28 protein-coding genes are annotated in these 22,235 nt (G+C 69.1%); 14 read left to right on the top strand and 14 right to left on the bottom strand.

Annotated elements, in window-relative coordinates; translation table 11 throughout:
- Positions 1–17: 17 nt before the first annotated feature.
- The 5 genes from ACFVWL_RS08105 (at position 18) to ACFVWL_RS08085 (ending at position 3,543) form a co-directional block, all read left to right on the top strand.
- The gene (locus tag ACFVWL_RS08105) at positions 18–260 is read left to right on the top strand and encodes a ribbon-helix-helix domain-containing protein (protein WP_028501436.1); all 243 of its coding nucleotides are present in this window, start codon (positions 18–20) and stop codon (positions 258–260) included.
- Positions 257–418, top strand: a complete 162-nt coding sequence (locus ACFVWL_RS08100) for a hypothetical protein (protein ID WP_387180804.1) — start codon at positions 257–259, stop codon at positions 416–418. The genes ACFVWL_RS08105 and ACFVWL_RS08100 overlap by 4 nt, the downstream gene beginning before the upstream one ends.
- A gap of 242 nt (positions 419–660) precedes the next feature.
- Positions 661–2,991 (top strand): phosphoribosylformylglycinamidine synthase subunit PurL, encoded by a 2,331-nt coding sequence (purL, locus tag ACFVWL_RS08095; RefSeq protein ID WP_387180801.1) that lies wholly within the window; start codon positions 661–663, stop codon positions 2,989–2,991.
- Positions 2,988–3,143, top strand: a complete 156-nt coding sequence (locus tag ACFVWL_RS08090) for a hypothetical protein (protein WP_387180799.1) — start codon at positions 2,988–2,990, stop codon at positions 3,141–3,143. The genes purL and ACFVWL_RS08090 overlap by 4 nt, the downstream gene beginning before the upstream one ends.
- A 76-nt stretch (positions 3,144–3,219) precedes the next feature.
- Positions 3,220–3,543 (top strand): cupin domain-containing protein, encoded by a 324-nt coding sequence (locus ACFVWL_RS08085; protein ID WP_387180798.1) that lies wholly within the window; start codon positions 3,220–3,222, stop codon positions 3,541–3,543.
- Positions 3,544–3,561: 18 nt separating this feature from the next.
- Here ACFVWL_RS08085 and ACFVWL_RS08080 read toward each other — a convergent pair whose 3' ends face one another.
- Complete coding sequence (locus ACFVWL_RS08080) at positions 3,562–4,134, bottom strand: TetR/AcrR family transcriptional regulator (RefSeq protein WP_387180795.1); 573 nt, start codon at positions 4,132–4,134, stop codon at positions 3,562–3,564.
- A 70-nt stretch (positions 4,135–4,204) separates the two neighbouring features.
- Here ACFVWL_RS08080 and ACFVWL_RS08075 point away from each other — a divergent pair, with 70 nt between their 5' ends.
- The 6 genes from ACFVWL_RS08075 (at position 4,205) to ACFVWL_RS08050 (ending at position 10,277) form a co-directional block, all read left to right on the top strand.
- Positions 4,205–6,751: an MMPL family transporter gene (locus ACFVWL_RS08075; protein ID WP_387180793.1), complete on the top strand. Its 2,547-nt coding sequence runs from the start codon at positions 4,205–4,207 to the stop codon at positions 6,749–6,751.
- 118 nt (positions 6,752–6,869) lie between these two features.
- Positions 6,870–7,220: a TraR/DksA family transcriptional regulator gene (locus ACFVWL_RS08070; RefSeq protein WP_387180790.1), complete on the top strand. Its 351-nt coding sequence runs from the start codon at positions 6,870–6,872 to the stop codon at positions 7,218–7,220.
- A gap of 38 nt (positions 7,221–7,258) precedes the next feature.
- Positions 7,259–7,696 (top strand): VOC family protein, encoded by a 438-nt coding sequence (locus ACFVWL_RS08065; protein WP_387180787.1) that lies wholly within the window; start codon positions 7,259–7,261, stop codon positions 7,694–7,696.
- 88 nt (positions 7,697–7,784) lie between these two features.
- Complete coding sequence (locus ACFVWL_RS08060) at positions 7,785–8,633, top strand: hypothetical protein (protein WP_387180786.1); 849 nt, start codon at positions 7,785–7,787, stop codon at positions 8,631–8,633.
- Between the two features lie 70 nt (positions 8,634–8,703).
- On the top strand, positions 8,704–9,432 hold the full coding sequence (locus tag ACFVWL_RS08055) for a spermidine synthase (protein WP_387180783.1): 729 nt from the start codon (positions 8,704–8,706) through the stop codon (positions 9,430–9,432).
- Positions 9,429–10,277, top strand: a complete 849-nt coding sequence (locus tag ACFVWL_RS08050; protein WP_387180780.1) for an SMP-30/gluconolactonase/LRE family protein — start codon at positions 9,429–9,431, stop codon at positions 10,275–10,277. Before ACFVWL_RS08055 ends, ACFVWL_RS08050 begins: the two co-directional genes overlap by 4 nt.
- Positions 10,278–10,369: 92 nt before the next feature.
- Here the strand turns inward: ACFVWL_RS08050 and ACFVWL_RS08045 are convergent, their stop codons facing one another.
- Positions 10,370–11,224 (bottom strand): fumarylacetoacetate hydrolase family protein, encoded by an 855-nt coding sequence (locus ACFVWL_RS08045; protein ID WP_387180777.1) that lies wholly within the window; start codon positions 11,222–11,224, stop codon positions 10,370–10,372.
- Positions 11,225–11,238: 14 nt separating this feature from the next.
- Positions 11,239–12,213 (bottom strand): C-terminal binding protein, encoded by a 975-nt coding sequence (locus ACFVWL_RS08040; RefSeq protein ID WP_387180774.1) that lies wholly within the window; start codon positions 12,211–12,213, stop codon positions 11,239–11,241.
- 78 nt (positions 12,214–12,291) lie between these two features.
- Here ACFVWL_RS08040 and ACFVWL_RS08035 point away from each other — a divergent pair, with 78 nt between their 5' ends.
- Both ACFVWL_RS08035 and ACFVWL_RS08030 read left to right on the top strand, forming a co-directional pair.
- A complete protein-coding gene (locus ACFVWL_RS08035; protein ID WP_387180771.1) occupies positions 12,292–13,041 on the top strand; it encodes an SDR family NAD(P)-dependent oxidoreductase in 750 nt (249 codons plus the stop codon).
- The gene (locus tag ACFVWL_RS08030) at positions 13,034–13,384 is read left to right on the top strand and encodes a nuclear transport factor 2 family protein (protein WP_387180768.1); all 351 of its coding nucleotides are present in this window, start codon (positions 13,034–13,036) and stop codon (positions 13,382–13,384) included. Before ACFVWL_RS08035 ends, ACFVWL_RS08030 begins: the two co-directional genes overlap by 8 nt.
- 24 nt (positions 13,385–13,408) lie before the next feature.
- Here ACFVWL_RS08030 and ACFVWL_RS08025 read toward each other — a convergent pair whose 3' ends face one another.
- From ACFVWL_RS08025 to dinB, 4 genes are all read right to left on the bottom strand, one after another.
- Positions 13,409–13,714, bottom strand: coding sequence for a hypothetical protein (locus ACFVWL_RS08025; RefSeq protein ID WP_387180766.1), 306 nt, complete (start codon positions 13,712–13,714; stop codon positions 13,409–13,411).
- A gap of 12 nt (positions 13,715–13,726) precedes the next feature.
- Positions 13,727–13,981 carry a hypothetical protein gene (locus ACFVWL_RS08020; protein ID WP_387180763.1) on the bottom strand — a complete coding sequence of 85 codons (255 nt, stop codon included), beginning with the start codon at positions 13,979–13,981 and terminating at the stop codon, positions 13,727–13,729.
- Positions 13,982–13,987: 6 nt separating this feature from the next.
- The gene (locus ACFVWL_RS08015; RefSeq protein WP_387180760.1) at positions 13,988–14,230 is read right to left on the bottom strand and encodes a hypothetical protein; all 243 of its coding nucleotides are present in this window, start codon (positions 14,228–14,230) and stop codon (positions 13,988–13,990) included.
- 84 nt (positions 14,231–14,314) lie between these two features.
- Entirely contained in the window at positions 14,315–15,511 is a 1,197-nt protein-coding gene (dinB, locus tag ACFVWL_RS08010; protein WP_387180757.1) for a DNA polymerase IV, read from the bottom strand.
- A gap of 103 nt (positions 15,512–15,614) precedes the next feature.
- Here dinB and ACFVWL_RS08005 point away from each other — a divergent pair, with 103 nt between their 5' ends.
- Positions 15,615–16,445: a zinc-ribbon domain-containing protein gene (locus tag ACFVWL_RS08005; protein ID WP_387180755.1), complete on the top strand. Its 831-nt coding sequence runs from the start codon at positions 15,615–15,617 to the stop codon at positions 16,443–16,445.
- Between the two features lie 16 nt (positions 16,446–16,461).
- Here the strand turns inward: ACFVWL_RS08005 and ACFVWL_RS08000 are convergent, their stop codons facing one another.
- From ACFVWL_RS08000 to ACFVWL_RS07970, 7 genes are all read right to left on the bottom strand, one after another.
- The gene (locus ACFVWL_RS08000) at positions 16,462–16,779 is read right to left on the bottom strand and encodes a DUF427 domain-containing protein (RefSeq protein ID WP_387180752.1); all 318 of its coding nucleotides are present in this window, start codon (positions 16,777–16,779) and stop codon (positions 16,462–16,464) included.
- Between the two features lie 5 nt (positions 16,780–16,784).
- A complete protein-coding gene (locus tag ACFVWL_RS07995; RefSeq protein ID WP_387180749.1) occupies positions 16,785–17,480 on the bottom strand; it encodes a Crp/Fnr family transcriptional regulator in 696 nt (231 codons plus the stop codon).
- Positions 17,481–17,569: 89 nt separating this feature from the next.
- Complete coding sequence (locus ACFVWL_RS07990; protein WP_387180747.1) at positions 17,570–18,022, bottom strand: hypothetical protein; 453 nt, start codon at positions 18,020–18,022, stop codon at positions 17,570–17,572.
- 100 nt (positions 18,023–18,122) lie between these two features.
- Positions 18,123–18,944, bottom strand: a complete 822-nt coding sequence (locus ACFVWL_RS07985) for an SDR family NAD(P)-dependent oxidoreductase (RefSeq protein WP_387180744.1) — start codon at positions 18,942–18,944, stop codon at positions 18,123–18,125.
- Position 18,945: 1 nt separating this feature from the next.
- Positions 18,946–20,022, bottom strand: a complete 1,077-nt coding sequence (locus ACFVWL_RS07980; RefSeq protein ID WP_387180741.1) for an enolase C-terminal domain-like protein — start codon at positions 20,020–20,022, stop codon at positions 18,946–18,948.
- Positions 20,019–20,789, bottom strand: coding sequence for an SDR family NAD(P)-dependent oxidoreductase (locus ACFVWL_RS07975; protein ID WP_387180737.1), 771 nt, complete (start codon positions 20,787–20,789; stop codon positions 20,019–20,021). The genes ACFVWL_RS07980 and ACFVWL_RS07975 overlap by 4 nt, the downstream gene beginning before the upstream one ends.
- 53 nt (positions 20,790–20,842) lie before the next feature.
- Positions 20,843–22,234, bottom strand: coding sequence for a hypothetical protein (locus ACFVWL_RS07970; protein ID WP_387180735.1), 1,392 nt, complete (start codon positions 22,232–22,234; stop codon positions 20,843–20,845).
- Position 22,235: the final 1 nt, after the last annotated feature.

Below are 22,235 nucleotides of genomic sequence, written 5' to 3'. Positions count from 1 at the left end.
GGCATTAGCGTGGGGGCATGGCCACGATGAACATCTCTCTTCCGGACGCACTGAAGGACTTCGTCGAAGCTCAGGTGACCGAACGCGGCTACAGCAACAGCAGCGAGTTCGTGCGTGAGCTGATTCGCCACGAGCAGTCTCGGGAGCAGTTGCGGTCGCTCGTCGTCGACGGGATGACGTCGGGGCCCGGTTCCGTGGTGGACCAGGCGTATTTCGACCGCCTTCGAGACCGCGTCCACGCCGACGCGCCCGACGCGTGACCCCGCAGCGTCTCGTCACGACTCGGCGGGCCGACGACGACATCGCCGGCGCGGTCACCCGTTATCTCGGTGACGCTGGGCCGGAGGTCGCGCTCGAATTCATCGACGATCTCCGGCATGCGATGGGTCGACTCACCGCATACCCCTCGCTCGGATAGGCCCGCTTCGAGCTGGTGACCGAGATTCCCGACATCCGCGCCTTCCCTCTTCGGAGCCACCCGTACCTCGTCATCTACACCGACGACCCTGATGCTGTACGAGTGCACCGGGTGCTCCACACGCGGAGAGACATCGCCGCGGTCCTCATTGACCGACTCTGACTCCGCAGCCCGCGGGAGAGCCGCCCCACCCGCGCCGGTAGACTGAGCCTGCCCCGCCGGCCCCTTCCTTTGGAGTGCGCGTGACCACCGCCCCTGCACCTTCCCACCAGCACGTCCCCGACTCCGTCGAGAACGCGATCGCGACGCCCGAGAAGGAGCAGCCGTACGCGGCCCTCGGACTCAAGCCCGACGAGTACGCGCGCATCAAGGAGATCCTCGGCCGCCGCCCCACCTCGGGCGAGCTGGCGATGTACTCCGTCATGTGGAGCGAGCACTGCTCGTACAAGTCGTCGAAGAACTACCTCCGTCGCTTCGGCCAGAAGGTCAGCGACGAGATGAAGGAACGCCTGATGGTGGGCATGGGCCAGAACGCGGGCGTCGTCGACGTCGGCGAGGGCTGGGCCGTCACCTTCAAGGCCGAGTCGCACAACCACCCGTCGTTCATCGAGCCCTTCCAGGGTGCGGCGACCGGCGTCGGCGGCATCGTCCGCGACATCATCTCGATGGGCGCCCGCCCGGTCGCAGTCATGGACGCCCTGCGCTTCGGTGCGGTCGACCACCCCGACACCGCCCGCGTCGTGCACGGCGTGACCAGCGGCATCAGCTTCTACGGCAACTGCCTGGGACTTCCGAACATCGGGGGCGAGACGGTGTTCGACGCCGTCTACCAGGCCAACCCCCTCGTGAACGCGCTCGCGGTGGGCGTGCTGCGCCACGAAGACCTCAAGCTCGCCAACGCGACCGGCGTCGGCAACAAGGTCGTCCTGTTCGGTGCCCGCACGGGTGGCGACGGCATCGGCGGCGCGAGCATCCTCGCGTCCGACTCCTTCGACTCGACCGGCCCGACCAAGCGTCCCGCCGTGCAGGTGGGCGACCCGTTCGCCGAGAAGGTGCTCATCGAGTGCTGCCTCGAGCTGTACCGCGGCGAGCTCGTCGAGGCCATCCAGGATCTGGGCGCTGCCGGCATCTCCTGCGCGACCAGCGAGCTCGCAGCCAACGGCAACAGCGGCATGAAGGTCTCGCTCGACAACGTGCTGCTGCGCGACCCCACGCTCACGGCCGAGGAGATCCTCATGTCGGAGTCGCAGGAGCGCATGATGGCGATCGTCGCGCCCGAGAAGCTCGACGCGTTCCTCGCGGTCGTGAACAAGTGGGAGGTCGAGACCTCCGTGCTCGGCGAGGTCACCGGCGACGGACGCCTCATCATCGACTGGCAGGGCGAGCGCATCGTCGACGTCGACCCCTCGACCGTCGCGGTCGACGGCCCCGTCTACGACCGTCCGGTCGCGTACCCGACGTGGATCGACGCCCTGCAGGCGGATGCCGCCGAGAACCTGCCCCGCGCGAACGACCCGGAGACGCTGCGCGAGCAGTTCCTGAACCTCGTCGCCTCGCCGAACCTGGCCGACACGAGCTGGATCACCAACCAGTACGACTACTACGTGCTCGGCAACACGGCCCTCAGCTTCCCCGACGACGCCGGCATGATCCGCGTCGACGAGGAGTCGGGTCTCGGCTTCGCGGTCTCGACCGACGCCAACGGCCGCTACTGCCAGCTCGACCCCTACGCAGGCGCGCAGCTGGCCCTCGCCGAGGCGTACCGCAACGTGGCTGTGACCGGTGCCGTGCCGACCGCGATCACCGACTGCCTGAACTTCGGCTCTCCCGAGAACCCCGAGGTCATGTGGCAGTTCGGCCAGACGGTCGACGGCCTGGCCGACGGCTGCTACGAGCTGGGCACCCCGGTCACCGGCGGCAACGTCTCGTTCTACAACCAGACCGGCGATGTGCCGATCCACCCGACCCCGCTGGTCGGCGTGCTCGGCATCATCGACGACGTCTCGCGCCGCATCCCCTCCGGATGGCAGGACGAGGGCCAGAACATCTACCTGCTCGGCACTACCTCGACCGAGCTCTCGGGTTCGGCGTGGGCCGACGTCGTGCACCAGCACCTCGGCGGTCTGCCCCCGAAGGTCGACCTCGCCGGCGAGAAGCGTCTCGCCGGCCTGCTCTCCGCTGCCCGCGACGAGTGGCTGATCTCCTCGGCGCACGACCTCTCCGAAGGCGGCCTCGCGCAGGCACTCGCCGAGGGCGTCATGCGCTTCGGCGTCGGCGCGCGCGTCTGGCTGAACGAGATCCTCGAGCGCGATGGAGTGGATGCCGCATCCGCTCTGTTCTCCGAGTCGACCGGCCGCGTGCTGGTGACCGTTCCGCGCGAAGACGACGTCAAGTTCCGCGGCCTCTGCGAAGGCCGCGACTACCCGGTGATGCGCATCGGCGTGACCGATAGCGAGGGCGCGAAGCTCGAAGTGCAGGGCGTGTTCACCGTCTCGGCCGCCGAGCTGCGCGAGCGCTCGCAGGCCACCCTCCCGTCGTACTTCGGCCCGACCGTCACGGAGGCCACCGCATGAGCGACGTCAGCCGGCAGAACCCGAACGAAGAGGATTACGGCGACCTCGGCGAGAAGCGCAACCGGCGCATCCGCATCGTCGCGTGGACCGTCATCATCGCGCTCGTCCTCGGCGGTGGCGGCGCGACCGTGATCACACTGCTCCTCGGCTGACGCGCACTCGACCCGGCACGCCACCTCTCGACCGCTCTCTTCCGAAGGCGTACCCTCGGGCGGGAACGGAGGCAGCATGAGCATCCAGCCGGTTGACGTCGCCCGAGACGAAGACATCGAGGGGTTCATCCTCGGCTCGCCCGTGAGCATCATGCGCGAGTTCATCACAACTCCGGGGCGCGGGCCGCGTCTTCATCTTCATCCGTACGCCGAGACGTTCGTGATCCACCGCGGTCGCGCCCTCTTCACGGTCGGGGAGGAGCAGGTTGTCGGCATCAGCGGGCAGATCCTCGTCGTCCCGGCGCTCGTCTCGCACCGGTTCGAGGTGCTCGACGGCGGCACGTACGAGGCCACGCACATTCACGCGAACGACCGCTTCGTCACGGAGTGGCTCGAGTAGCGGGAGAACGTCGAGTGCTCAGCGGGTGAAGAGGTACCGGATCAGTTCGATGATCCCGTCGGGTCCGTGGCTCTCGCGGCCCAGCGATTCCACGATGATCGCGCCCAGGATCGCCCGACCGATCTGCGCGATCGGTGCATCTTCCGGCAGCTGACCGTCGCGGATGCCGCCGCGCAGCCGCTCGGACAGGTGCTGTTCGACGCCGAGGCTTCCGCCGAGGTGGGCACCGACCGCGGCATCTTCGGCGGCGGCCGCGACCAGCGACTGCAGCAACGCCTGGCCCTGCGTGCTCGCGAGGATTCCGAAGACCGACTGCAACCACGTCTCGACGTCGGCAAACAGGTCGCCTGTGTCGGGCACGACGAAGTCGACGGGGATGAGGCGTCCGTCCACCAGGCAGTCGGCGATCAGTGCGCCCCGCGACGGCCACCAGCGGTAGATGGTCTGCTTGCCGACGCCGGCTTCCTTGGCGATGCCCTCGATCGTGAGCCGGTCATACCCCTGCGCGTGGAACAGCCGGGAGGTCGCGTCGAGGATCGCCTCGCGCGCCGCCGTGCTGCGCACGGGCCCGCTCCGATGCTCGTTGACCATGGATTCAGGATAGCTACAGATCCCTAGACGAGACGTGCCGTATGATCTTTCGAGTCTGAAGGAGACCACTGTGGCATCACTGCTCTACCGTCTGGGTTCGTTCGCTGCACGTAAGGCCTGGACGGTGATCGTCTCGTGGGTCCTGATCCTCGGCATCGGCGTCGGCGCCTTCCTCACCCTCGGCGGCACACTGAGCAACAGCTTCGACATCCCGGGCACCGCCTCCGGTGCGGTGATCGATGAGCTCGCCGACAAGCTGCCCGACACCGCCGGCGGCACGGGCACGGTCGTGTACAAGACCGAAGACGGATCGCCCTTCACCGAAGAGCAGAAGAAGGCCATCTCCGATCTCGCCGTGAGCGCCGAAGATCTCGACGGCGTCGCACGGGTGATCGATCCGTTCGACGCGCAGAAGCAGCAGGACGACCAGGCGCAGAAGCTCGCCGACGGGCAGACGCAGATCACCGACGGCCGCACGCAGTTGGATGCCGCCCAGACGCAGCTCGACGCCGGCAGGGCCCAGCTCAACGACGGTCTCACGCAGCTCACGGCGGCCCGCGCCCAGGCAGAGCAGTCCGGTGCCGGCTCCGCTCAGCTCGCCGCCCTCGACGCCCAGATCGCCGCCGTGAACGCGCAGCTCGCCCAGCTCTCGGCGCAGAACGCACAGCTCGACGAGTCGCGCATCACGCTCGACGACAACGCCGACCAGGTGGAGCTGGGCTCGACCCTCCTCGACCTGGCCGACGGCATCGGCGTGGTCTCCGAAGACGGATCGACCGCCATCGTCAACATCTCGTTCGTCGACCCGCGCCTCGAGCTCTCGGAAGAGGTGAAGCAGGGCGCGATCGACCACTTCGAGTCGGCTCCGATCGACGGCGTCGAGGTCGACTTCGGCACCGACATCGCGCAGGGCGTCCCCGAGATCTTCGGTGTCGGCGAGGCTGTCGGGCTCGTGTTCGCCGCGATCGTCCTCATCGTGATGCTCGGCTCGCTCCTCGCCGCCGCCCTCCCGATCGTCACGGCCATCGTCGGCGTCGGAGTCGGCGTCACGGCATCCCTCACCTTCTCCGGAGTGGTGAACATGGCGTCGGTGACCCCGGTCCTGGGTGTGATGCTCGGCCTCGCGGTCGGCATCGACTACTCGCTGTTCATCGTCAACCGACACCGAAAGCAGCTGCTCGCCGGGGTCCCGGTGCGCGAATCCATCGGCCTCGCCACGGGCACCTCCGGCACGGCCGTCGTGTTCGCCGGCACGACCGTGATCGTCGCACTGCTCGCGCTCAACGTGACCGGCGTGCCCTTCCTCGGCCTCATGGGCACGGTCGGCGCGGTCTGCGTCGCGGTCGCCGTGCTCGTCGCGATCACCCTCGCACCCGCGATTCTCGGGCTCGTCGGCACGCGCCTGCTGAGCCGTCGCGCCCGCGCCACGATCGGCCAGGAGCACGCTGCGGGCAAGCCCGTGAAGCGCATGTCGACCCTCCGCGCGATCGTCACCGCGCTCGTGAGCGTCGTCGCCCTGCTGATCATCGCGATCCCCGCGATGTCGATGCGGCTCGGACTGCCCGACGGATCGAGCGAGCCCAGCGACTCCACCAGCTACCGCGCCTTCCAGACCGTCGACGAGCAGTTCGGCGAAGGCGCGAACGGGCCGCTCCTCGTCACCGCGACCCTCGACGACGCGGTCAGCGACGACGACCTGCTCTCCACGCAGGTCACGATCGCCCAGGCCATCGCGGATCAGGACGACGTGGTGGCCGTCGCGCCGATCGCAGCATCCGACGACAACACCCTCCTCGCGTTCCAGGTCGTGCCCGAGGAGGGCCCGAACAGCGCGTCGACCGAGAAGCTCGTGCAGGACCTCCGTTCGATGCCGAAGGTGGGCGACGGCATCACTCTCGGCGTCGCGGGTCAGGCGGCCATCAACATCGACATCTCCGAGGCACTGGCCGGAGTCCTACCGTTGTACCTCGTGGTCGTGGTCGGACTCTCGCTCCTCATCATGATCGTGGTGTTCCGCTCGCTGCTCGTGCCGCTCATCGCGACGGGTGGGTTCGTGCTCTCGCTGTTCGCGACGTACGGCCTGATCGTGGCGGTGTTCCAGTTCGGCTGGGGTGCCGAGATCATCGGGCTGCACAGCACCGGGCCGATCCTGAGCTTCCTCCCCGTGATCCTCGTCGGCATCCTGTTCGGGCTCGCGATGGACTATCAACTGTTCCTCGCCTCCGGCATGCGCGAGGCCTACGTGCACGGGGCCTCGGCACGCGATGCCGTCGCCCAGGGGTTCCGCGCCGGACGCTCGGTCGTGATCGCCGCCGCCCTCATCATGGTGTCGGTGTTCGGCGGGTTCATCTTCTCGGAGTCGACGATCATCCGCTCGATCGGGTTCGGCCTCGCGTTCGGCGTGCTGCTCGACGCGTTCGTGGTGCGGATGCTGCTGATGCCCGCGCTCATGCACCTGCTCGGGCGCTCGGCCTGGTGGCTGCCGCGTTGGCTCGACCGCATCCTGCCGAACGTCGACATGGAGGGCGCTGCGCTCGAGCGCGATCACCCCGGGATGAAGTCAGTGGCCGTTCCGACCACGACCGACTCGGTGCCGACGACCCGGACCTCCGCCTAGCGGCCGAACGGTTCGCGTTCGAATCGCGTGAATGGCCCGATCTCGTCGCCAGATGGGGCCATTCACGCGATTCGAAACGTCGAGGACGGACGTCGGTGGCTGTGCTTAGAGTGGGCGCATGACCGCCGACGCCCGTGACCGCCTGCTCGCACTGCGCGCTCAGGCCGAGGCGCGGGTGCAGGCGACGGCCGCGACTCTCGACGAGCTCACTCACGACCGGGCGGGCTCGAACGACGACGACGAACACGACCCCGAGGGTGTCACGCTGTCTTCGGAGTGGTCGCGGCTGACCGGGCTCGCCGAGGCCGCAGCATCCGAACTGCGTCAGGTCGACGAGGCACTCGCCCGCATGGATGCCGGCACCTACGGACTCTGCGCGAACTGCGGCAGACCCATCCCCGCCGGCCGCCTCGAGGCACGACCGTTCGCGGAGTACTGCGTCTCCTGCGCCGAGAAGCTCGGACGGTAGCCCTGACGTGGGCGAGGATCGCGAGTAGCATCCGACCCATGCCCATCACACTCGAGAACGTCGGCATCGCCGTCCGCGACCTGGAAGCCACCATCTCCTTCTTCACCGACCTGGGCCTCACCGTGCTCGGGCGCGACGAGGTCAGCGGAGAGTGGGCGTCGACCGCGGTCGGGCTCGACGGCAACCACGCCAAGATCGCAGTGCTGCAGACGCCCGACGGACATGGCCAGATCGAGCTGTTCGAGTACATCCACCCCGACGCGATCGAGACCGAGCCGACACAGCCGAACGAGATCGGCATGCACCGCATCGCCTTCTCGGTCGACGACATCGACGAGTCACTCGCGATCGCCGCCCGCCACGGCTACCACCCGCTCCGCGGCGTCGCGAACTACCAGGACGTCTACAAGCTCACGTATCTGCGCGGCCCGAGCGGGATCCTGGTCATGTTCGCGCAAGACCTCACGAAGAGCTGACCCGGTCCGGACGCCTCCCCCGGACACCGGCCCCGCCGCACAGCTTCGGAGTCCCGGACCGACACCGGAGAAGTAGGCTGAACGCATCATGGACGAGTTCATCCAGGGCTTCTGGAACTTCGCGCAGCACTACTGGTGGCTCCTCTTCCCCATCATGGGAATGGCCGGTGGCATCGCGAAGGCATGGGAGCGCAGTTCCAAGCGCCGCCACGAGCGCCGCCTGGAGACTCTTCGCATGAAGGCGCAGTTGAAGACCGCCGAGATCGAGGCGCGCGCCCTGACTCAGCAGGCCAAGCGCCGCGGGCCCTCGGTCGTCGACACGACGGCATCCGTCGCCCCGAGCGATCTGGTCGCACGTCTGTTCGCCGAGCACGACGAGATCACCGCGCGCTGGCTCGACTACGAGCTCGACGTCGCGAAGCTCATCGCCTTCCCCGCCATGAGCGACGGACGACAGCCGCTGACCGCCGCCTTCCTGCGGGCGAAGAAGACGGCGGATGCGCTGCGCCCCGCCTCCGCAGACGCCAGGGTGTCGGAGCAGCAGGTCACCGAGTACCTGCAGGCCGTCGGAGACTATGCGGTCGCGTTCGAGATCGCCGAGAAGGATGCCCGGCGCCTGCGCGATTCGACCTTCACAGAGCCGGAACGCAAGCGTCTCGACCGCGCACAGCAGCTGCTGAAGGTCGCGGTCGACGAGTCGGCCACACAGGCCGAGCGCAACGTCGCCTACAAGCGCGTGCGCGAAGAGCTCGACGGTCTCATCCTGCTCTCTGACGACGCGGTCACAGTTCTCGAGAAGCAGGTGGCACGCGAGATCGCCGCGCCGGTGGCACAGACGGCTCCCGAACCCGCTGCCTCCGGATCCACCACTCCCACCAGCACCCCCACGCCTGAGCCCGAGCGGATCGGACTCCCCCGTCGCGACGAACAGTCCTGACGCGCGACCACACCCGCGGGCTCTGCCCGCACCCCGTCCACCCAGACGGACGACGACGGAGGCATGCCGCATGATCACTCGGTTCGAAGAACTCGACTGGCAGACCACCCCGATCGGTGACCTCACCCTGCGCCGGCGCACGGAGCCGGCGGTGGGACAGGAGATCTACGAAGTCAAGCTCGGCGACGAGTACCTCATGTCGAGCCTGTTCACCGTGGCGGAGGAAGAGCTCGCGAACCTGGGCCTGGCTGCGGTCGACGGCGACGCCCTTTCCGTTCTGGTCGGCGGACTCGGACTCGGATATACCGCCGTCGCCGCACTGCGCGACCCGCGGGTGAGCTCGCTCACGGTGATCGACCGGCTGGGCGCGGTGATCGGATGGCACGAGCGCAAGCTGCTGCCCGTGTCGGCAGAACTCGTCGATGACGCGCGCACGAGTCTGGTCGAAGACGACTTCTTCGCCGTCATGCGGTCGGCACCCACCGAGGGGCAGGGTGGGTACGCGGCCATCCTCCTGGATGTCGACCACTCGCCGCGCCACCAGCTCGACCCGACCCACGCCGACCTGTACGACGCCGCCGGCCTGCGCGCGCTCGACCGTCATCTCGCCACCCGCGGCGTCTTCGCCCTGTGGTCGGACGATCCGCCCGACGAGGAGTTCATGGTCGAGCTGAACGCCGTGTTCGATGACGCCGTCGCTCACATCGTCGACTTCGAGAATGCCGTGACGGGCGGAACCTCGTCGAACACCGTGTACGTGGCGCGCAGTCGCGGTGCGAACGCGGGAGAGGACGCATGACCCCCGAGAACGTCACCGGTCCTGTCGCCCACCACGCCGAAGCACCCGTCTGGTGGGCAGGCTGGGGTGGATTGCGCTGGGTCGACGGAAACGCGGGAGACCTGCTCGCGCTGCGCCCCGACGGCGTGACGCGTCAGCACATCGACGACGAGTACCTCGCCTTCGCCCGCCCCCGCTCCGGTGGCGGGCTCGTGGCCGTCGGCGCTCGTACCCTGTATCTGGCCGACGATGTCGACGGCGAGGCGCGGGCCGTGGCCTCGCTGGGCACCGATCCGCAGGTGCGCATGAACGACGGATGCTGCGATCCTCGCGGCCGCCTGCTCGCAGGTTCCATGGCCTACGACGCGGCCCCGGATGCCGGAAGCGTGCTGCGCGTCGACGCCGACCTGCACACCACGACCGTGCTGGCGCGGGCGACGATCTCGAACGGCATCGGCTTCTCGCCCGACGGTCGCCGTGCCTATTACGTCGACACCGCGGCGCACCGCATCGACGTGTTCGACGTGGCCGAGGGCGAGCTCCGCGGCCGACGCGCGTTCGTCGTGATCCCGGAGGAGCAGGGTTCGCCGGACGGACTCACGGTCGCGGCCGACGGCAGCATCTGGGTGGCGCTGTGGGGTGGCAGCGCGGTGCACGGCTACGACGCATCCGGCACTCTCGTCGCGACGATCGAACTGCCGGTGCCGCAGGTGAGCGCCTGCACATTCGGCGACGACGACCTCGGCACGCTGTACATCACGACTTCGGCGCAGGGGTTGCCCGCCGACCACGGCACCCAGGCGGGTTCGCTGTTCGCCGTGCGACCGGGCGTGCGCGGCCTCCCGGTGACGCCCTTCGCGGGCTGAGACCCGGAACACCGACGGCCTCTGCCCGAGGCACGGTGCACTCAGCAACAGGAACCGTGCCCCGGACACAGGCCGCCGGGTGGGAGTCGAACTCAGCCCAGGTGCACCCGCTCGGTGCGCTGATGCTGGCGTCCGAGGCCGTCGATCTCGATCGTCATCTCGTCGCCGTCCTGCAGGTACGGGAAGCGGCCCGACAACGCGACCCCCTGCGGAGTGCCGGTGTTGATCACGTCGCCGGGCTCGAGCACCAGATACTGGCTCAGCTCGTGCACGATCTGCAGCACCGGGAAGATCATGTCGGCGGTCGAAGAGTCCTGCCTCGGCTCGCCGTTCACGAACGATCGCAGCCGCAGCGCCTGCGGGTCGACCTCGTCGGCAGGGACGAGTACGGGCCCGAGCGGGTTGAACGTCTCGGAGCACTTGCCCTTCGACCACTGCCCGCCCGACACGTCGAGCTGGTACGCGCGCTCCGAGACGTCGTTCGAGATCGTGTAGCCCGCGATGACTTCACGCGCAGCATCCGGCGACGACAGGTAGCGGGCGGTCTTGCCGATCACGATCGCCAGCTCGACCTCCCAGTCGACCTTCTCCGCCCCGGGCGGCAGCAGCACGACGTCGTTCGGGCCGACCACGGTGTTGGGGTGCTTGAAGAAGATCACCGGATGCTCGGGCGGGTCGGATCCGGACTCGGCCGCGTGAGCCGCGTAGTTCTGACCGATGCAGACGACCGCGGTCGGACGAGCGACCGGGGCGCCGATGCGCAGTCCTTCGACGTCGGCGGTGGGGAGCTCTCCGCGGCCGAGGGCCGCACGCACGCGGGCGATGCCGTCGGCGGCGAGGAAGGCGCCGTCGATGTCGGCGGTGAGGGGCGACAGGTCGTACGCGATGCCGGCCTCTCGCACGTAGGGACGCTCGTCGCCGACGGGGCCGAGTCGCAGCAGTTCCATGGATGATCCTTCGGTCAACGCGCGGCGGCGTAGGTCGGGTTGACGATCGGCACGGACTCCCCGGCGAGGTACCGGATGATGTTCTCGGCCGCGTGCACGGGAAGATCCGCCAGCGCCTCGGGCGAGTACCAGGCCGCGTGTGGGGTGAGCAGCACGCTGTCGAGATCACGCAGCGGGGAGTCGGCGGCGAGCGGCTCCCCCGCGAACACGTCGAGGGCCGCGGCGCCCAGGTGCCCGGCGCGCAGCGAGGCCGCGAGCGCCTCCTCGTCGATGAGCGGGCCTCGGCAGGTGTTCACCACGACCGCCCCCGGCTTCATGGTCGCGAGGGCAGCGGCATCGATCAGGTGGCGGGTGTCGTCAGTGAGCGGGACGTGGAGGGTGAGGATGTCGGCCCGGGCGACGGCATCCGCGATCTCGACGGGCTCACACCCCGCCTCGCGCACGGCATCGACCGAGGCGTACGGATCGGCGACGAGCACGCGGAAGCCCAGCGCGCGACAGCCCCGGGCGACCATCGAGCCGATACGGCCGAAGCCGAGCACCGAGACGGTCGTGGCCGAGGGGCGCACGGCGAGCGGGCGGGCGTCGACGGCCTTCCAGGTGCCGGCCCTGACCGCGCGGTCGTAAGCAGGGAGGCCGCGGGCCTGCGTCATGATCATCGCGATCGTGTGCGCGGCGACCTCTTCGATGCAGTAGCTCGGGGTGTTCGCGACGGCGATGCCTCGAGCAGTGGCCGCCTCGACGTCGACCATGTCGTACCCGATGCCGACGCGGCTGATGATGCGGAGGTTCGGCATCCGATCCATCACCTCGCCGGTGATCTGCGCCCACTGCACGACCAGGCCCTCGGCGTCGGCGCCGAGAGCGGCGAGGTCTTCGGGGCTTCCGGATGCGGCACGCTCGGCACGCAGCCCCGCCTGCCGGAGAGTGTCTTCGATGACGGTTCCCGGCAGGTCGCAGTCGCTGACGAGGATGAATGGCTCGGTCATGGATGAGATGCTATAGCATCTAGCAAGTTGATGCACGGCACTGTCTTTCGATCGTGCATTTGCTATAGCATCGAAACCATGACTCTCCGCCGCGCTCTGATCACGGGGGCCAGTTCCGGTATCGGAACCGCCGCCGCCCTCGAACTGGCCCGTGAAGGCGCTGCCCTCTGGATCACGTACGCCGGGCGGGAGGCGGAAGCCCTCCGCATCGCCGAGGAGTGCCGCGCTGCCGGGTCGCCCGAGGTGCACGTCTCTCGGCTCGACCTGCGTGAGCGCGCATCGATCGACGCCCTGGTCGGAGAGGTCACGGCTGCGTGGGGATCCCTGCACGTGCTCGTCAACAACGGCGGCGTCTGCCCCTACACGCCCTACGACGACATCGAGTTCGACGAGTGGGACATGGTCCTCGAGACCAACGCCCGCGGCACCTTCTTCCTCACCCGCGGCGCGCTCCCGCTGCTGCGGGCCGCCGAGGGCGACCGCTCCGTGATCAACATCGCCTCGATCGCCGGTCAGGTCGGCGCGCTGCAGACCGGCATCCACTACGCCGCCAGCAAGGGGGTGATCCTCGCGATCACGCGCAGCTTCGCCCGACACCTCGCCTCCGAGGGCATCCGCGTCAACGCCGTCACCCCGGGGCCGGTCGCCAGCGCCATCACCGACCAGCTGCAGGGCGCGGGGCGCGAGAAGCTCGAAGCCGGCATCCCGCTCGGCGCGTTCGGACAGCCGGAGGACGTCGCCTGGATCATCGCATCGCTCGCCTCGGAGCGTGCCCGCTTCATCACCGGCGCCACCTACGACGTCAACGGAGGAGTTCGCATTGACTGACCGCACCGCACGCGACCGCTCTGCACTCGATACCGTGCAGGCGCAGCTCGACGCGTTCAACGCACACGACCTCGACGCGTTCGTCGCGACCTACGCCGAGGATGCCGTGATCACCGGCGTCGCCACCGAACCCGTGGTCGGTTCGGCCGCGATCCGCGCCTTCTACGAGCCTCGACTGCAGAACCCCGAGCTGTCGTGCGTGATCGAGACCAGCGTGCTGTTCGGCACCCGGTGGGTCGTCGCGCAGGAGCAGGTCATCAACGCAGGCGTCGCCACCGAGACCATCGCGACGTTCGACGTGGTCGACGGGCTGATCGCCCGGGCGTCGATGCTCAAGGCCTGAGGCGGGGCGTCGCGCTCGATCCTCTTACCCGGCCAGCGAGACCACGTCCATGCCGATGAGGCGGATCTTGTGCGGTTGGACCGCACTCATCTTCGGCACGGCTCGGAAGTGCGGTCGCTCGTCAGCTGCGAAGAGCAGGCGGAAGGGTCCGTTCACCAGCAGCAGGACCAGTTGCGCGTGATACCAGCAGAGCACCTGCCGGAGCGATGCCGCCTGCGCCCAGGAATGCACGAAGAGCCACGCGACGAAGGCGAAAGGGAACATCACCCAGAGGGCGCACCCTCGGACGAGAATGAGCAGCAACAGCCCGACACCCTTGAGGAAGCGCACTCGAGAACTCCGTCAGCGCGTGCTGACAGCGCCGATCACGATCAGAGCGGTCCCGAAGACCGCGAACCCGCACGCGACGACCACCACAACGCTCATCGTTGGGAGCCGACGCGCGATCTCCTCTTCGGAAAACTGGTGTTCGCGGTAGACCTTGTCGAATCGCCCACGGACGAAGCGCAGCACCCGCGCGCGCGAGACGAGCAACACAGCACCGATGAGCACGACGGCGACACCGAAGGCAAGGTTCGCAAGGGAAAAGGCACTCATCGTCGGCTACTCCCGCGCGAAGATTCCGACGAGAACGGCGACCACGCCGATGACGGTGAGGCCCACACCGCAGAAACCTATCCACCAGGGGCTCGACCGCTTCCCCACTTCGCGCCCGGCCGCGCCCCCGAACGCGCGATTCGTATCCGCGATGACCCGGAAGACCTTGGCTCGATGACGGACGAGCAGCGGGCCGCATCCGGCTGCGACCAGTCCGATTGCGATCGCGATGTAGTTCTCGAAGGTCATTTCTTCCTTGGAGGCGAGATGGCTGGATAGCGATCACACTACAGCCGGCGTCGAGAGGGATTCCTCCTCCTCACGCCGTGCGGTTCACTCGTGCTCGGGGAGGATCGGGGACGACCAGCCCGGATCACGACCCAGCTGCGCCGCCCGCGAGACCGAGGTCGCGCCGTAGCGGTCGCGCAGGGTGTCGAGCACGGAGTCGAGTCGCGCTTCGTCGCCCCAGTCGATCGGCAGCTCGGGCGGCACGCGGTCGGCGCGGTCGAGTTGCGACAGCGAGATGCCGATCAGGGTGATACCGCGCGCGGTGATCTCGGGCTGCGCGGCGACCAGCAACGCACGAGCCAGGGTGAGCAGCACGGCGGTGCGGTCGGTCGGCGCACGGAGTGAACGGGAGCGAGTCGCCTTCGAATAGTCGCCGAAGCGCAGACGCAGCACGACGGTGCGGCAGACGCGCTCGCCGTCGCGAAGACGGCGACCGAGCCGATCGATGATCTGCGTGAGGATGAGGTCGAGCTCCTCAGCGGATCGGGGGCGGGCGCCGAGTGCGCGCTGGGAGCCGATCGACCCGCGGCGCCGGGTGGTGTCGACGGGCCGCGGATCCCGCAGGCGAGCGAGCGCGTGCACGTGGGCTCCCGTCGCCTTGCCCAGCATCCTCTCGGCGGTCGCGGTCTCCAGCTCGGCGAGCTGTCCGACGGTGCGGATGCCGTATCGGTGCAGCTTCTCGGCCGTCACGGTGCCCACGCCCCACAGCCGCTCCACGGGAAGGGGAAGCAGGAACTCCTCCTCCCGCTCGGGCTCGACGACCAGCAGGCCGTCTGGTTTGCTCACGGCACTGGCGACCTTCGCGAGGAACTTGGTGCGCGCGACCCCGACCGAGATGGCGAGTCCCGCTTCCGCCCGCACCCGTTCGCGCAACCGTGCCGCGATCTGCTCGGGACTGCCCGCGAGGCGTCTCAGACCCCCGACCTCGAGGAACGCCTCGTCGATCGACAGCCCCTCGACGAGCGGGGTGGTATCGCGGAAGATCGCGAACACGTTCTTGCTGGCGGCGGAGTACGCCTCCATGCGCGGCGGAACGACCACGGCATCGGGGCAGAGCTCCCGCGCCTGTCGGCCACCCATCGCGGTGCGCACGCCGCGCGCCTTCGCCTCGTAGCTCGCCGCCAGCACCACCCCGCCGCCCACGATCACGGGGCGACCGCGCAATTCCGGTGCATCGCGCTGCTCGACCGACGCGTAGAACGCGTCGAGGTCGGCGTGCAGCACCGTCGCTTCCCCACGCATCCGTTCTCCTGTCGACGTGCGGATCGTCGCACGAACCGAGGACACCGGGCAGAGTACCGACCGAGGACGTCGCGGTGTCCGTGCTCACGGATATCGTCGGCGCGTGCCGGAACCGGTGAAGCAGTGGTGGGCGCGACGGCAGTTCTCCCGCGGTCGCGCTGTTCCGTATGACGTGGGCACCTACCGCGCCGGGTGGGCGGCCTATCCGGAGCTGATCCGGCAGTACCACCCGGAGCTGAACCACGGCATCGTCCTGTCGCAGATTCCCCTCGCCGCCGACGTGCTGCTGTGCTGGGAGTGCCCCGTCGGGCACCGGTTCGCCGCCACCCCGACCGAGCAGCGCGAGCGCCCTGGACAGGTACGGCGCCGCTCCGCATGGTGCCCGGAATGCTCTGCGCTCGCCCGTCCGCAGCCGGTCGTGCTCGGCGAAGCCCGCGCCCTCCCCCGCAAGCCCCGTCGCCCGGCGCCCGCGCTCTGTACGAAGACGCCCGACCTACCCGCGGGCACCGCGTTCGTGAGCGATTGCGCCCCGAAGCCCGCCTCCGCGGCAGAGGGGCGCCTGCGGATGGGGCTCGGGTCGGTGATCGAGTTCGACGCAGCGGTGAATGCCGTGAAGGTCTCGCGACCGTTCTTCCGCCACACCGAGGTCTGGCCCGACATCGTGTTCTCGGAACTGCGGGTCGCGCTCGAGTACGACACCGTCGGCCGTCATGGCCTCGAGCACGTCGGCAAGCGGCAAGACGCCGACCTGCGCAAGGACCGCGCCCTGCGTGCCGCGGGCTGGGAGGTGATCCGCATCCGCACCGGAAAGCTCGAACCTCTCGGCCCGCACGACCTGGCGCTGTCTTCGGTGAGCGGGAAGAGCATCGCCCGCATCATCGACGAGTTGCGGGCTATCCGCGGGGCGCTGCTCGTGGATGCCTATCTGCGGTGACGCAGCGTGTCGAGGCTCAGAACCCGAGTTCTTCGGCTCTGCGGACGACGACGCCGCTGCCCGGGGCGAAGGCGATCATCCGTCGGATCGGCCAGGCGAGCGGCGACGGGAGCGGATAGGTCCATGCCGCATCGGAGAGAGTCCGGCCGTCCAGTTCGAGATGCCGATATCGCGCAACTCCCTTCCAGACGCAGAGGGTGGTGAGCACGCTGGGCCGCAGCGTCGCCGTCACATCATCCTCGGGGATGTAGTAGTTCCCCTCGATGCTCAACGCGCGTTCAGTGCGGGCGACCTCGATGCCGTCGACGCGGGCGATGACCGAGTGTCGATGCATGGGCGTCAGACCGTCTCACGGCTGAGTCGGCGAAGGCCGCTCGGATCGGTGATGAGGATGCGCCCCCGGCCCTGCCGCACGAGGCCACGCTCGGCGAAGTCCCCGAGCACACGGCTGGTGGCCTCGCGCGTCGCACCGATCACTCCCGCGATCTGCTCGTGCGTGAGCCGCACCTCGGGAGATCGGGCGAACGGGCCGGAACCACGCGGCGGGCGCGCCAGGTTCAGCAGCGTCACCGCGACCCGAGAAGCCAGCGGTCGCAGCGCGAGATCCGTGAGGCGGTCTTCGAGCTCCCCGACGCGTTCGCCGAGGATCCTCGCCACACGCACAGCGATCCGCACATCGGCCAGGAGCAGTCGTTCGACGTCACCCGTGCCGAGTCGGCAGACCAGCGCGTCGTCGATCGCCTCGGCGTAGCTGTCGTACATGCGCTGGCCGACGAGGACCATCTCTCCGAACACCGCCCCCGGTTCGAGGATGGCCAGCGTGAGGGCCTTGCCGTCCTCTCCCAGACGGAAGATGCGCACGCGTCCGCTCTTGAGGATGAACAGGGAGCGGACCGGCTCCGTCTGGCTGTAGAGCATCTGCCCTCGGCGCACGAGGGTGGCGGGCGCCATCTGGTCCATCCTGTCCATCTCTGCCGGCGACAGGTCGGCGAACAGGTCGACCTCACGCAGACAGGAGAAGGGGTCGGGTGGCACCTCCGAGGAGTCTGCCCGCTCGGCGCCCCGACTGATCGGGGACCAGGATGCTGGTCCCCCGAGCCCCCTCGCTCCCTGACCCTCGCCGCTCACGAACGCCGTCGCAGCATCGGCACGGCGACCGCTCCGAGCACCAGAGCGTAGACCACGTGTCCCATGAGGGACATCATGCTCCCTGCGTCGACGGTGAGCAACGGCCCGCCCATCATCATCGGCATCACCACGAGTGGGCCGACGACCCACAGCACGATTCCATAGAGCATCGAGGAGAGTAGACCCACCCCCCAGGTGCGCAGCCAGCGAGAGGCGACCACGGTGAAGACGGACCCGAAGAACACGGAGATCATCATGTGGACCCCGAAGCCCACCCACGGCGAGGTCGAGCCGACCATGCCGGCGAGCATCGGGAGCATCCCCATCGTCGCCATCATGGCCCCGAAGACGAGACCGCCGGCGATGCCCCCGAGGGCACCGACGAGGATTCGCCATCCGAAGCCGGTGGCCTCGGAGCCGGGGGTGGAGGGGGAAGCGTGAGCGGTCATAGTGGTTCTCCTGTCATCGAACGGATGATCCGAAGGTAGGAGAATCGCCGGGAGCGGTCTGTGATCGACCGCACACAGCGCCGAATCGAGCAAGCGCACCTCAGCGCTCAAACCGCTCCCGCAGGGCCGGGTCGATGGCGATGTCGCCGAAGGATGCCGTCCACGCCCCGTCGACGGCGATCGACTGCCCCGACAGGTACGGAGCCTCGTCCGAGAGCAGGAACGCCGTGAGCGCGGCCACCTCTTCGGCACGGGCGATGCGGCCCATGGGCGGCCCCTCCGCGAGCGCACGCTCTTCAGCCTCGGGGTCGGCCGCGCGCGCGATCTGCGCTTCGAGGTGCGGGGTGCGCACGCCTCCCGGAGCGACGGTGTTGGCGCGGATGCCGAGGGCCCCGTACGACACGGCCACGCTGCGGGTGAGGGCGTCGATGCCACCCTTGGTGAACTCGTAAGCGGCGTGGTCGGTGAAGCTGGAGCGTCCGTGGATCGAGCCGATGTTCACGATCGCGCCCGGGACGCCCTGATCGACGAAGGCCGAGACGGCGGTCGAGCATCCCCAGATGTATCCGAAGCCGTTGATGTCGAGCACCTCGCGCACGGTGCCTTCGTCGAGCTCGTGCAACGGGGTGCGTTTGGTGATGCCGGCGTTGTTGACCCAGCCGGCGAGGGGCGCTCTGGCACGGGCGGCAGCGGCGGCGCGCTCGTGCGCCGTGCGATCGGCTGCGTCGCCGAGCACGACCTCGGCCACGATGCCGTCTTCGACCGTGCCGGATCCCGGCGAACGCTCGAGCCCGACCACGATCCACCCGTCGGCGGTGAGGCGTTCGGCGATGGCCCGGCCGATGCCCTTTCCGCTGCCGGTCACGACCACGCTGCGGGTCACGACGCTGCGGTTCACAGAGCTGCGCGGGGAGTCTGTCATCTCAGTCCTTCTCGAATCGGAAGACGGCGGGATCCAGCGCGAAGCCGAGGCCCGCGGCATCCGTCGGCCGCACCCTGCCGTCGAACGACGGACCGCCCAGGATGAACGACGGCGCGGGATCGTACGGATTGACTCCCCTGGCGAACGTCTCCACGCCGATGCCCAAGTGCGCGGTGACCTCAGGATAGACGTGCCCCGACACCGGCACACCGCGCTCGGCCGCCCACGCGATCATCTCGCGCGCGGGCGTCACTCCACCGATCGCGACGACGTCGAGCCGCAGCACATCGACACCGCCGACCTCGACCAATGCCTTCAGCACAGCGGGATCGGTGACTTCGTCGCCGACCGAGACCGGGAGCCCCGATTCACGGCGGATGCGCGCGATACCCTCCGCGTCTTCGGGGAGCAGGGGATCTTCGAGCCACGCGAGCTGCGGGTCGCCCCACTGCGCGATCTCGGCCAGCGCGGTGTCGGCGTCGAGCCAGCCGAAGCCCACATCCACGACCAGGCCGGTCGACGCGGGAAGCTCGGCATTCAGCAGGGCGAGCAGTTCACGCATATATGCCGGATCCGGAATGCGGGAGATCTTCACGTTCGTCCAGCCCGCCGCCTGCGCGAGAACCTCATCGGCCACCTCGCGCGGAGCCCGCTCCGCAGACGGGTACGCAGCGACGAGCATCGACTCCCGTGGGGCGTCACCCGTGCCGAGCAGCGTCCACAGCGGCACGCCCGCACGACGCGCGGCGATGTCCCACAGGGCGATATCGACCAGACCGATCGCACGCCGCACCAGACCCACCCGTCCGACGATCGCGCTGCCACGCAGCATCCGCTCCCAGGTCGTGGCGGGGTCGTCCGCATCCGCACCGACGGCGTGCACGGCGACGAGGCGGTCGACGACCTCGGCCATCGGTGCCTCCCGCGAGAGGCAGTACGCCACCCCGGTCGTGCCGTCGTCAGCCGTCGCCCGCACCCCGCTGTACTCCCGACGGGTCACCGTCATCGCGCCCAGGTGCAGCGGCGCCGGGAGCGGCAGCACGGCCGTGGCCGTATCGATGCGGGCGATCGCGCTCATTCGGGCTTCTTCGCCAGCGGCACGCCGTAGTCGACCATGAAGCCGCCGTCGACGTAGAGCGTCTGGCCGTTCATGTAGCGCGACTGATCGGAGACGAGGAAGCTGACCGCGGCGGCGATCTCGCTCGCCTCGGCCAGGCGCTTCGCCGGGATGCGCGACAGGATCGTGTCGAGGCTGAGCGTTCCCGCCTCGACGCCCTGTCGAAACACACCCGTGTCGACATAGCCAGGAGCGACCGCGTTGACCCGCACCCCGCGCGACGCCCACTCGGCACCGGCGGTCGAGGTCAGACCGATCACGGCGGCCTTCGTCGTGGCGTAGGGCGCCCGGCCGGCCGAGCCGCGCGACGAGATGGACGAGATGTTCACGATGCGGCCTTCGCCTCGCTCCAGCATCCGCTTCCCCGCCGCCTGCAGAGCCGAGAACACCCCGTGCAGGTTGACGTCGACCACGGCCGACCATTCGTCCCAGCTGAGGTCTTCGATGCCACGATGGCGCTGGATGCCGGCGTTGTTGACGAGCACCTCGATCGGTCCGAGCTCGGCTTCGATCTCGCCGAAGACCCGGTCGACGCCGGCGTGGTCGGTCACGTCGAGCTCGCGCCACAGGATGCCTGCCGGGTTGTCGCCGGCGGTGAGTCCGGGCACGCGGTCGGCGGCGACGACAAGGTACCCGTCGGCGGCGAGGCGCTGGCCGATCTCCCAGCCGATTCCGGCGGACCCTCCGGTGACGATGGCCACGGGGCCGACAGGGGTGGGGGCGGTCATTGCTCTCCTCAGAAAGTTCGAGATTTGCTATAGCAAGTGTATCGGGAGCATCGTCAACCGTCGAGCAGAGCGGCGACGACTTCGACGGCGTGCTCTTCGAGCAGATCGAGAGCGCCGGGCGCCAGGGGTGTCTGCCACGCCTGGTACGCCCCGCGGTCGTAGGCATCTCGGGTCGGCAGATACACGAACCCGGGGCCGTTCGTGAGGTTCATCACCACGATCGGTGTCTCGGGGAATCGCGCGCGCAACGTGGTCTGCAGCCGCGAGTACGCCTCACCCGGATGCCCCACGATCACGGCATCCCCGAGCCGCCAGGCCCAGACCGGATGCGACACGGTCGGACCGTCGATGTATCCCTCACGGAGGTTGCGGGCGCGACCGAGACGCTCCTCCCGCGAGCGCGGGTCGATGTCCTTCCACTCCTCGGCGAGCGCGTCGAGCGTCGGCAGGTCGCGCAGGGGAAGCTCGACGCTCGTGACCGAACCCGCCGCATCCTCCCCGCCGCCCGCCGCCCGGCCCATCCAGATCGCGAGCGGCGCACCGGACTCGACGATGCCGTCGAGCGTCAGCTCTTCTCCGGGAACGGGAAGCGCGTCCAACGCCGCGAGCACCGCGTGACCGAGCGAGCGTCCGTGTCGATCGGCGACAGCGACGTCGCCGGTGTACTGCTCGCGCGGAGCCAACTCTCCCGATGCTCCCTGCACGAACAGGCAGGGTGCCCCCGTGGCCGACTCGACGACCTCGCGCATCGACCCGACGTAGTCCGGAGACACCTCCCGGCTCTGCCAGGCGAGCGTGGTCGGGTGGCACGCGTAGTTCACGAGCGTGCCGCGCACCGCGCCGTCGACGCTGAGGCGTCCGATGGTCACGGTGTCGTCGGCCGTCGCCGCGGGGTTGTACCCCACGAGTGCGCGGCCGTCGACGTCGAGCTCACGGTCGGCGGCCAGAGTGCAGCGCCCGGTCGTCCACTCGATGAGTCCGGGGACCGCATTCTCCAGAGCCTCGCGCCCGGCGGCGATACCCGCGGCGGCGAGCGCCTGGAGATACCCCGGGATCAGCTCTCCACCCGGCAGGTGCGCATCCGCGGCACAGAGCACGGCACCCGCGTGGGTGTGCGAGAGCGAGAGCATCAGCTGGTCGGGGTCGAGCCCGAGAGCGTCGAGGATCGTTCCGCGGACACTCTGCTCATCGGCGACGCGTCGCCACCACGTGCCGTCCACCGCGAGCAGCACGCGCGGGCGGTCGTCGGCGGCGATCACGGCGAGCGCGGTCAGCTCGAACGGACGATGCGCCCCCTCGGACCGCTCCCAGTCGGCGGGCCCCCAGTTCTTGGCACGGATACCGACCGGCGGCGTGATGTCGCGTCGGGCGACGCCGATGCGCGCCCGCGTGCGAGGGATGCGGATGCGGTCGCCGAGGCGTATGGCCGGTGCCGTGTCGTTCAAA

Origin of the sequence: Microbacterium sp. NPDC058269 (genome assembly GCF_042881445.1) — a bacterium.
Lineage (GTDB): Bacteria > Actinomycetota > Actinomycetes > Actinomycetales > Microbacteriaceae > Microbacterium.
Note: the sequence above shows the minus strand (reverse complement) of the source record. Positions and strands in the feature narration are given on the sequence as shown.

Excerpts from the sequence above, each read along its gene's own strand:
- ACFVWL_RS08105 (WP_028501436.1), top strand. The coding sequence starts at position 18 with ATGGCCACGATGAACATCTCTCTTCCGGACGCACTGAAGGACTTCGTC.
- ACFVWL_RS08090 (WP_387180799.1), top strand. The coding sequence starts at position 2,988 with ATGAGCGACGTCAGCCGGCAGAACCCGAACGAAGAGGATTACGGCGAC.
- ACFVWL_RS08085 (WP_387180798.1), top strand. The coding sequence starts at position 3,220 with ATGAGCATCCAGCCGGTTGACGTCGCCCGAGACGAAGACATCGAGGGG.
- ACFVWL_RS08080 (WP_387180795.1), bottom strand. The coding sequence starts at position 4,134 with ATGGTCAACGAGCATCGGAGCGGGCCCGTGCGCAGCACGGCGGCGCGC.
- ACFVWL_RS08070 (WP_387180790.1), top strand. The coding sequence starts at position 6,870 with ATGACCGCCGACGCCCGTGACCGCCTGCTCGCACTGCGCGCTCAGGCC.
- ACFVWL_RS08065 (WP_387180787.1), top strand. The coding sequence starts at position 7,259 with ATGCCCATCACACTCGAGAACGTCGGCATCGCCGTCCGCGACCTGGAA.
- ACFVWL_RS08060 (WP_387180786.1), top strand. The coding sequence starts at position 7,785 with ATGGACGAGTTCATCCAGGGCTTCTGGAACTTCGCGCAGCACTACTGG.
- ACFVWL_RS08055 (WP_387180783.1), top strand. The coding sequence starts at position 8,704 with ATGATCACTCGGTTCGAAGAACTCGACTGGCAGACCACCCCGATCGGT.
- ACFVWL_RS08050 (WP_387180780.1), top strand. The coding sequence starts at position 9,429 with ATGACCCCCGAGAACGTCACCGGTCCTGTCGCCCACCACGCCGAAGCA.
- ACFVWL_RS08045 (WP_387180777.1), bottom strand. The coding sequence starts at position 11,224 with ATGGAACTGCTGCGACTCGGCCCCGTCGGCGACGAGCGTCCCTACGTG.
- ACFVWL_RS08040 (WP_387180774.1), bottom strand. The coding sequence starts at position 12,213 with ATGACCGAGCCATTCATCCTCGTCAGCGACTGCGACCTGCCGGGAACC.
- ACFVWL_RS08035 (WP_387180771.1), top strand. The coding sequence starts at position 12,292 with ATGACTCTCCGCCGCGCTCTGATCACGGGGGCCAGTTCCGGTATCGGA.
- ACFVWL_RS08020 (WP_387180763.1), bottom strand. The coding sequence starts at position 13,981 with ATGAGTGCCTTTTCCCTTGCGAACCTTGCCTTCGGTGTCGCCGTCGTG.
- ACFVWL_RS08015 (WP_387180760.1), bottom strand. The coding sequence starts at position 14,230 with ATGACCTTCGAGAACTACATCGCGATCGCAATCGGACTGGTCGCAGCC.
- dinB (WP_387180757.1), bottom strand. The coding sequence starts at position 15,511 with ATGCGTGGGGAAGCGACGGTGCTGCACGCCGACCTCGACGCGTTCTAC.
- ACFVWL_RS08000 (WP_387180752.1), bottom strand. The coding sequence starts at position 16,779 with ATGCATCGACACTCGGTCATCGCCCGCGTCGACGGCATCGAGGTCGCC.
- ACFVWL_RS07990 (WP_387180747.1), bottom strand. The coding sequence starts at position 18,022 with ATGACCGCTCACGCTTCCCCCTCCACCCCCGGCTCCGAGGCCACCGGC.
- ACFVWL_RS07985 (WP_387180744.1), bottom strand. The coding sequence starts at position 18,944 with ATGACAGACTCCCCGCGCAGCTCTGTGAACCGCAGCGTCGTGACCCGC.
- ACFVWL_RS07980 (WP_387180741.1), bottom strand. The coding sequence starts at position 20,022 with ATGAGCGCGATCGCCCGCATCGATACGGCCACGGCCGTGCTGCCGCTC.
- ACFVWL_RS07975 (WP_387180737.1), bottom strand. The coding sequence starts at position 20,789 with ATGACCGCCCCCACCCCTGTCGGCCCCGTGGCCATCGTCACCGGAGGG.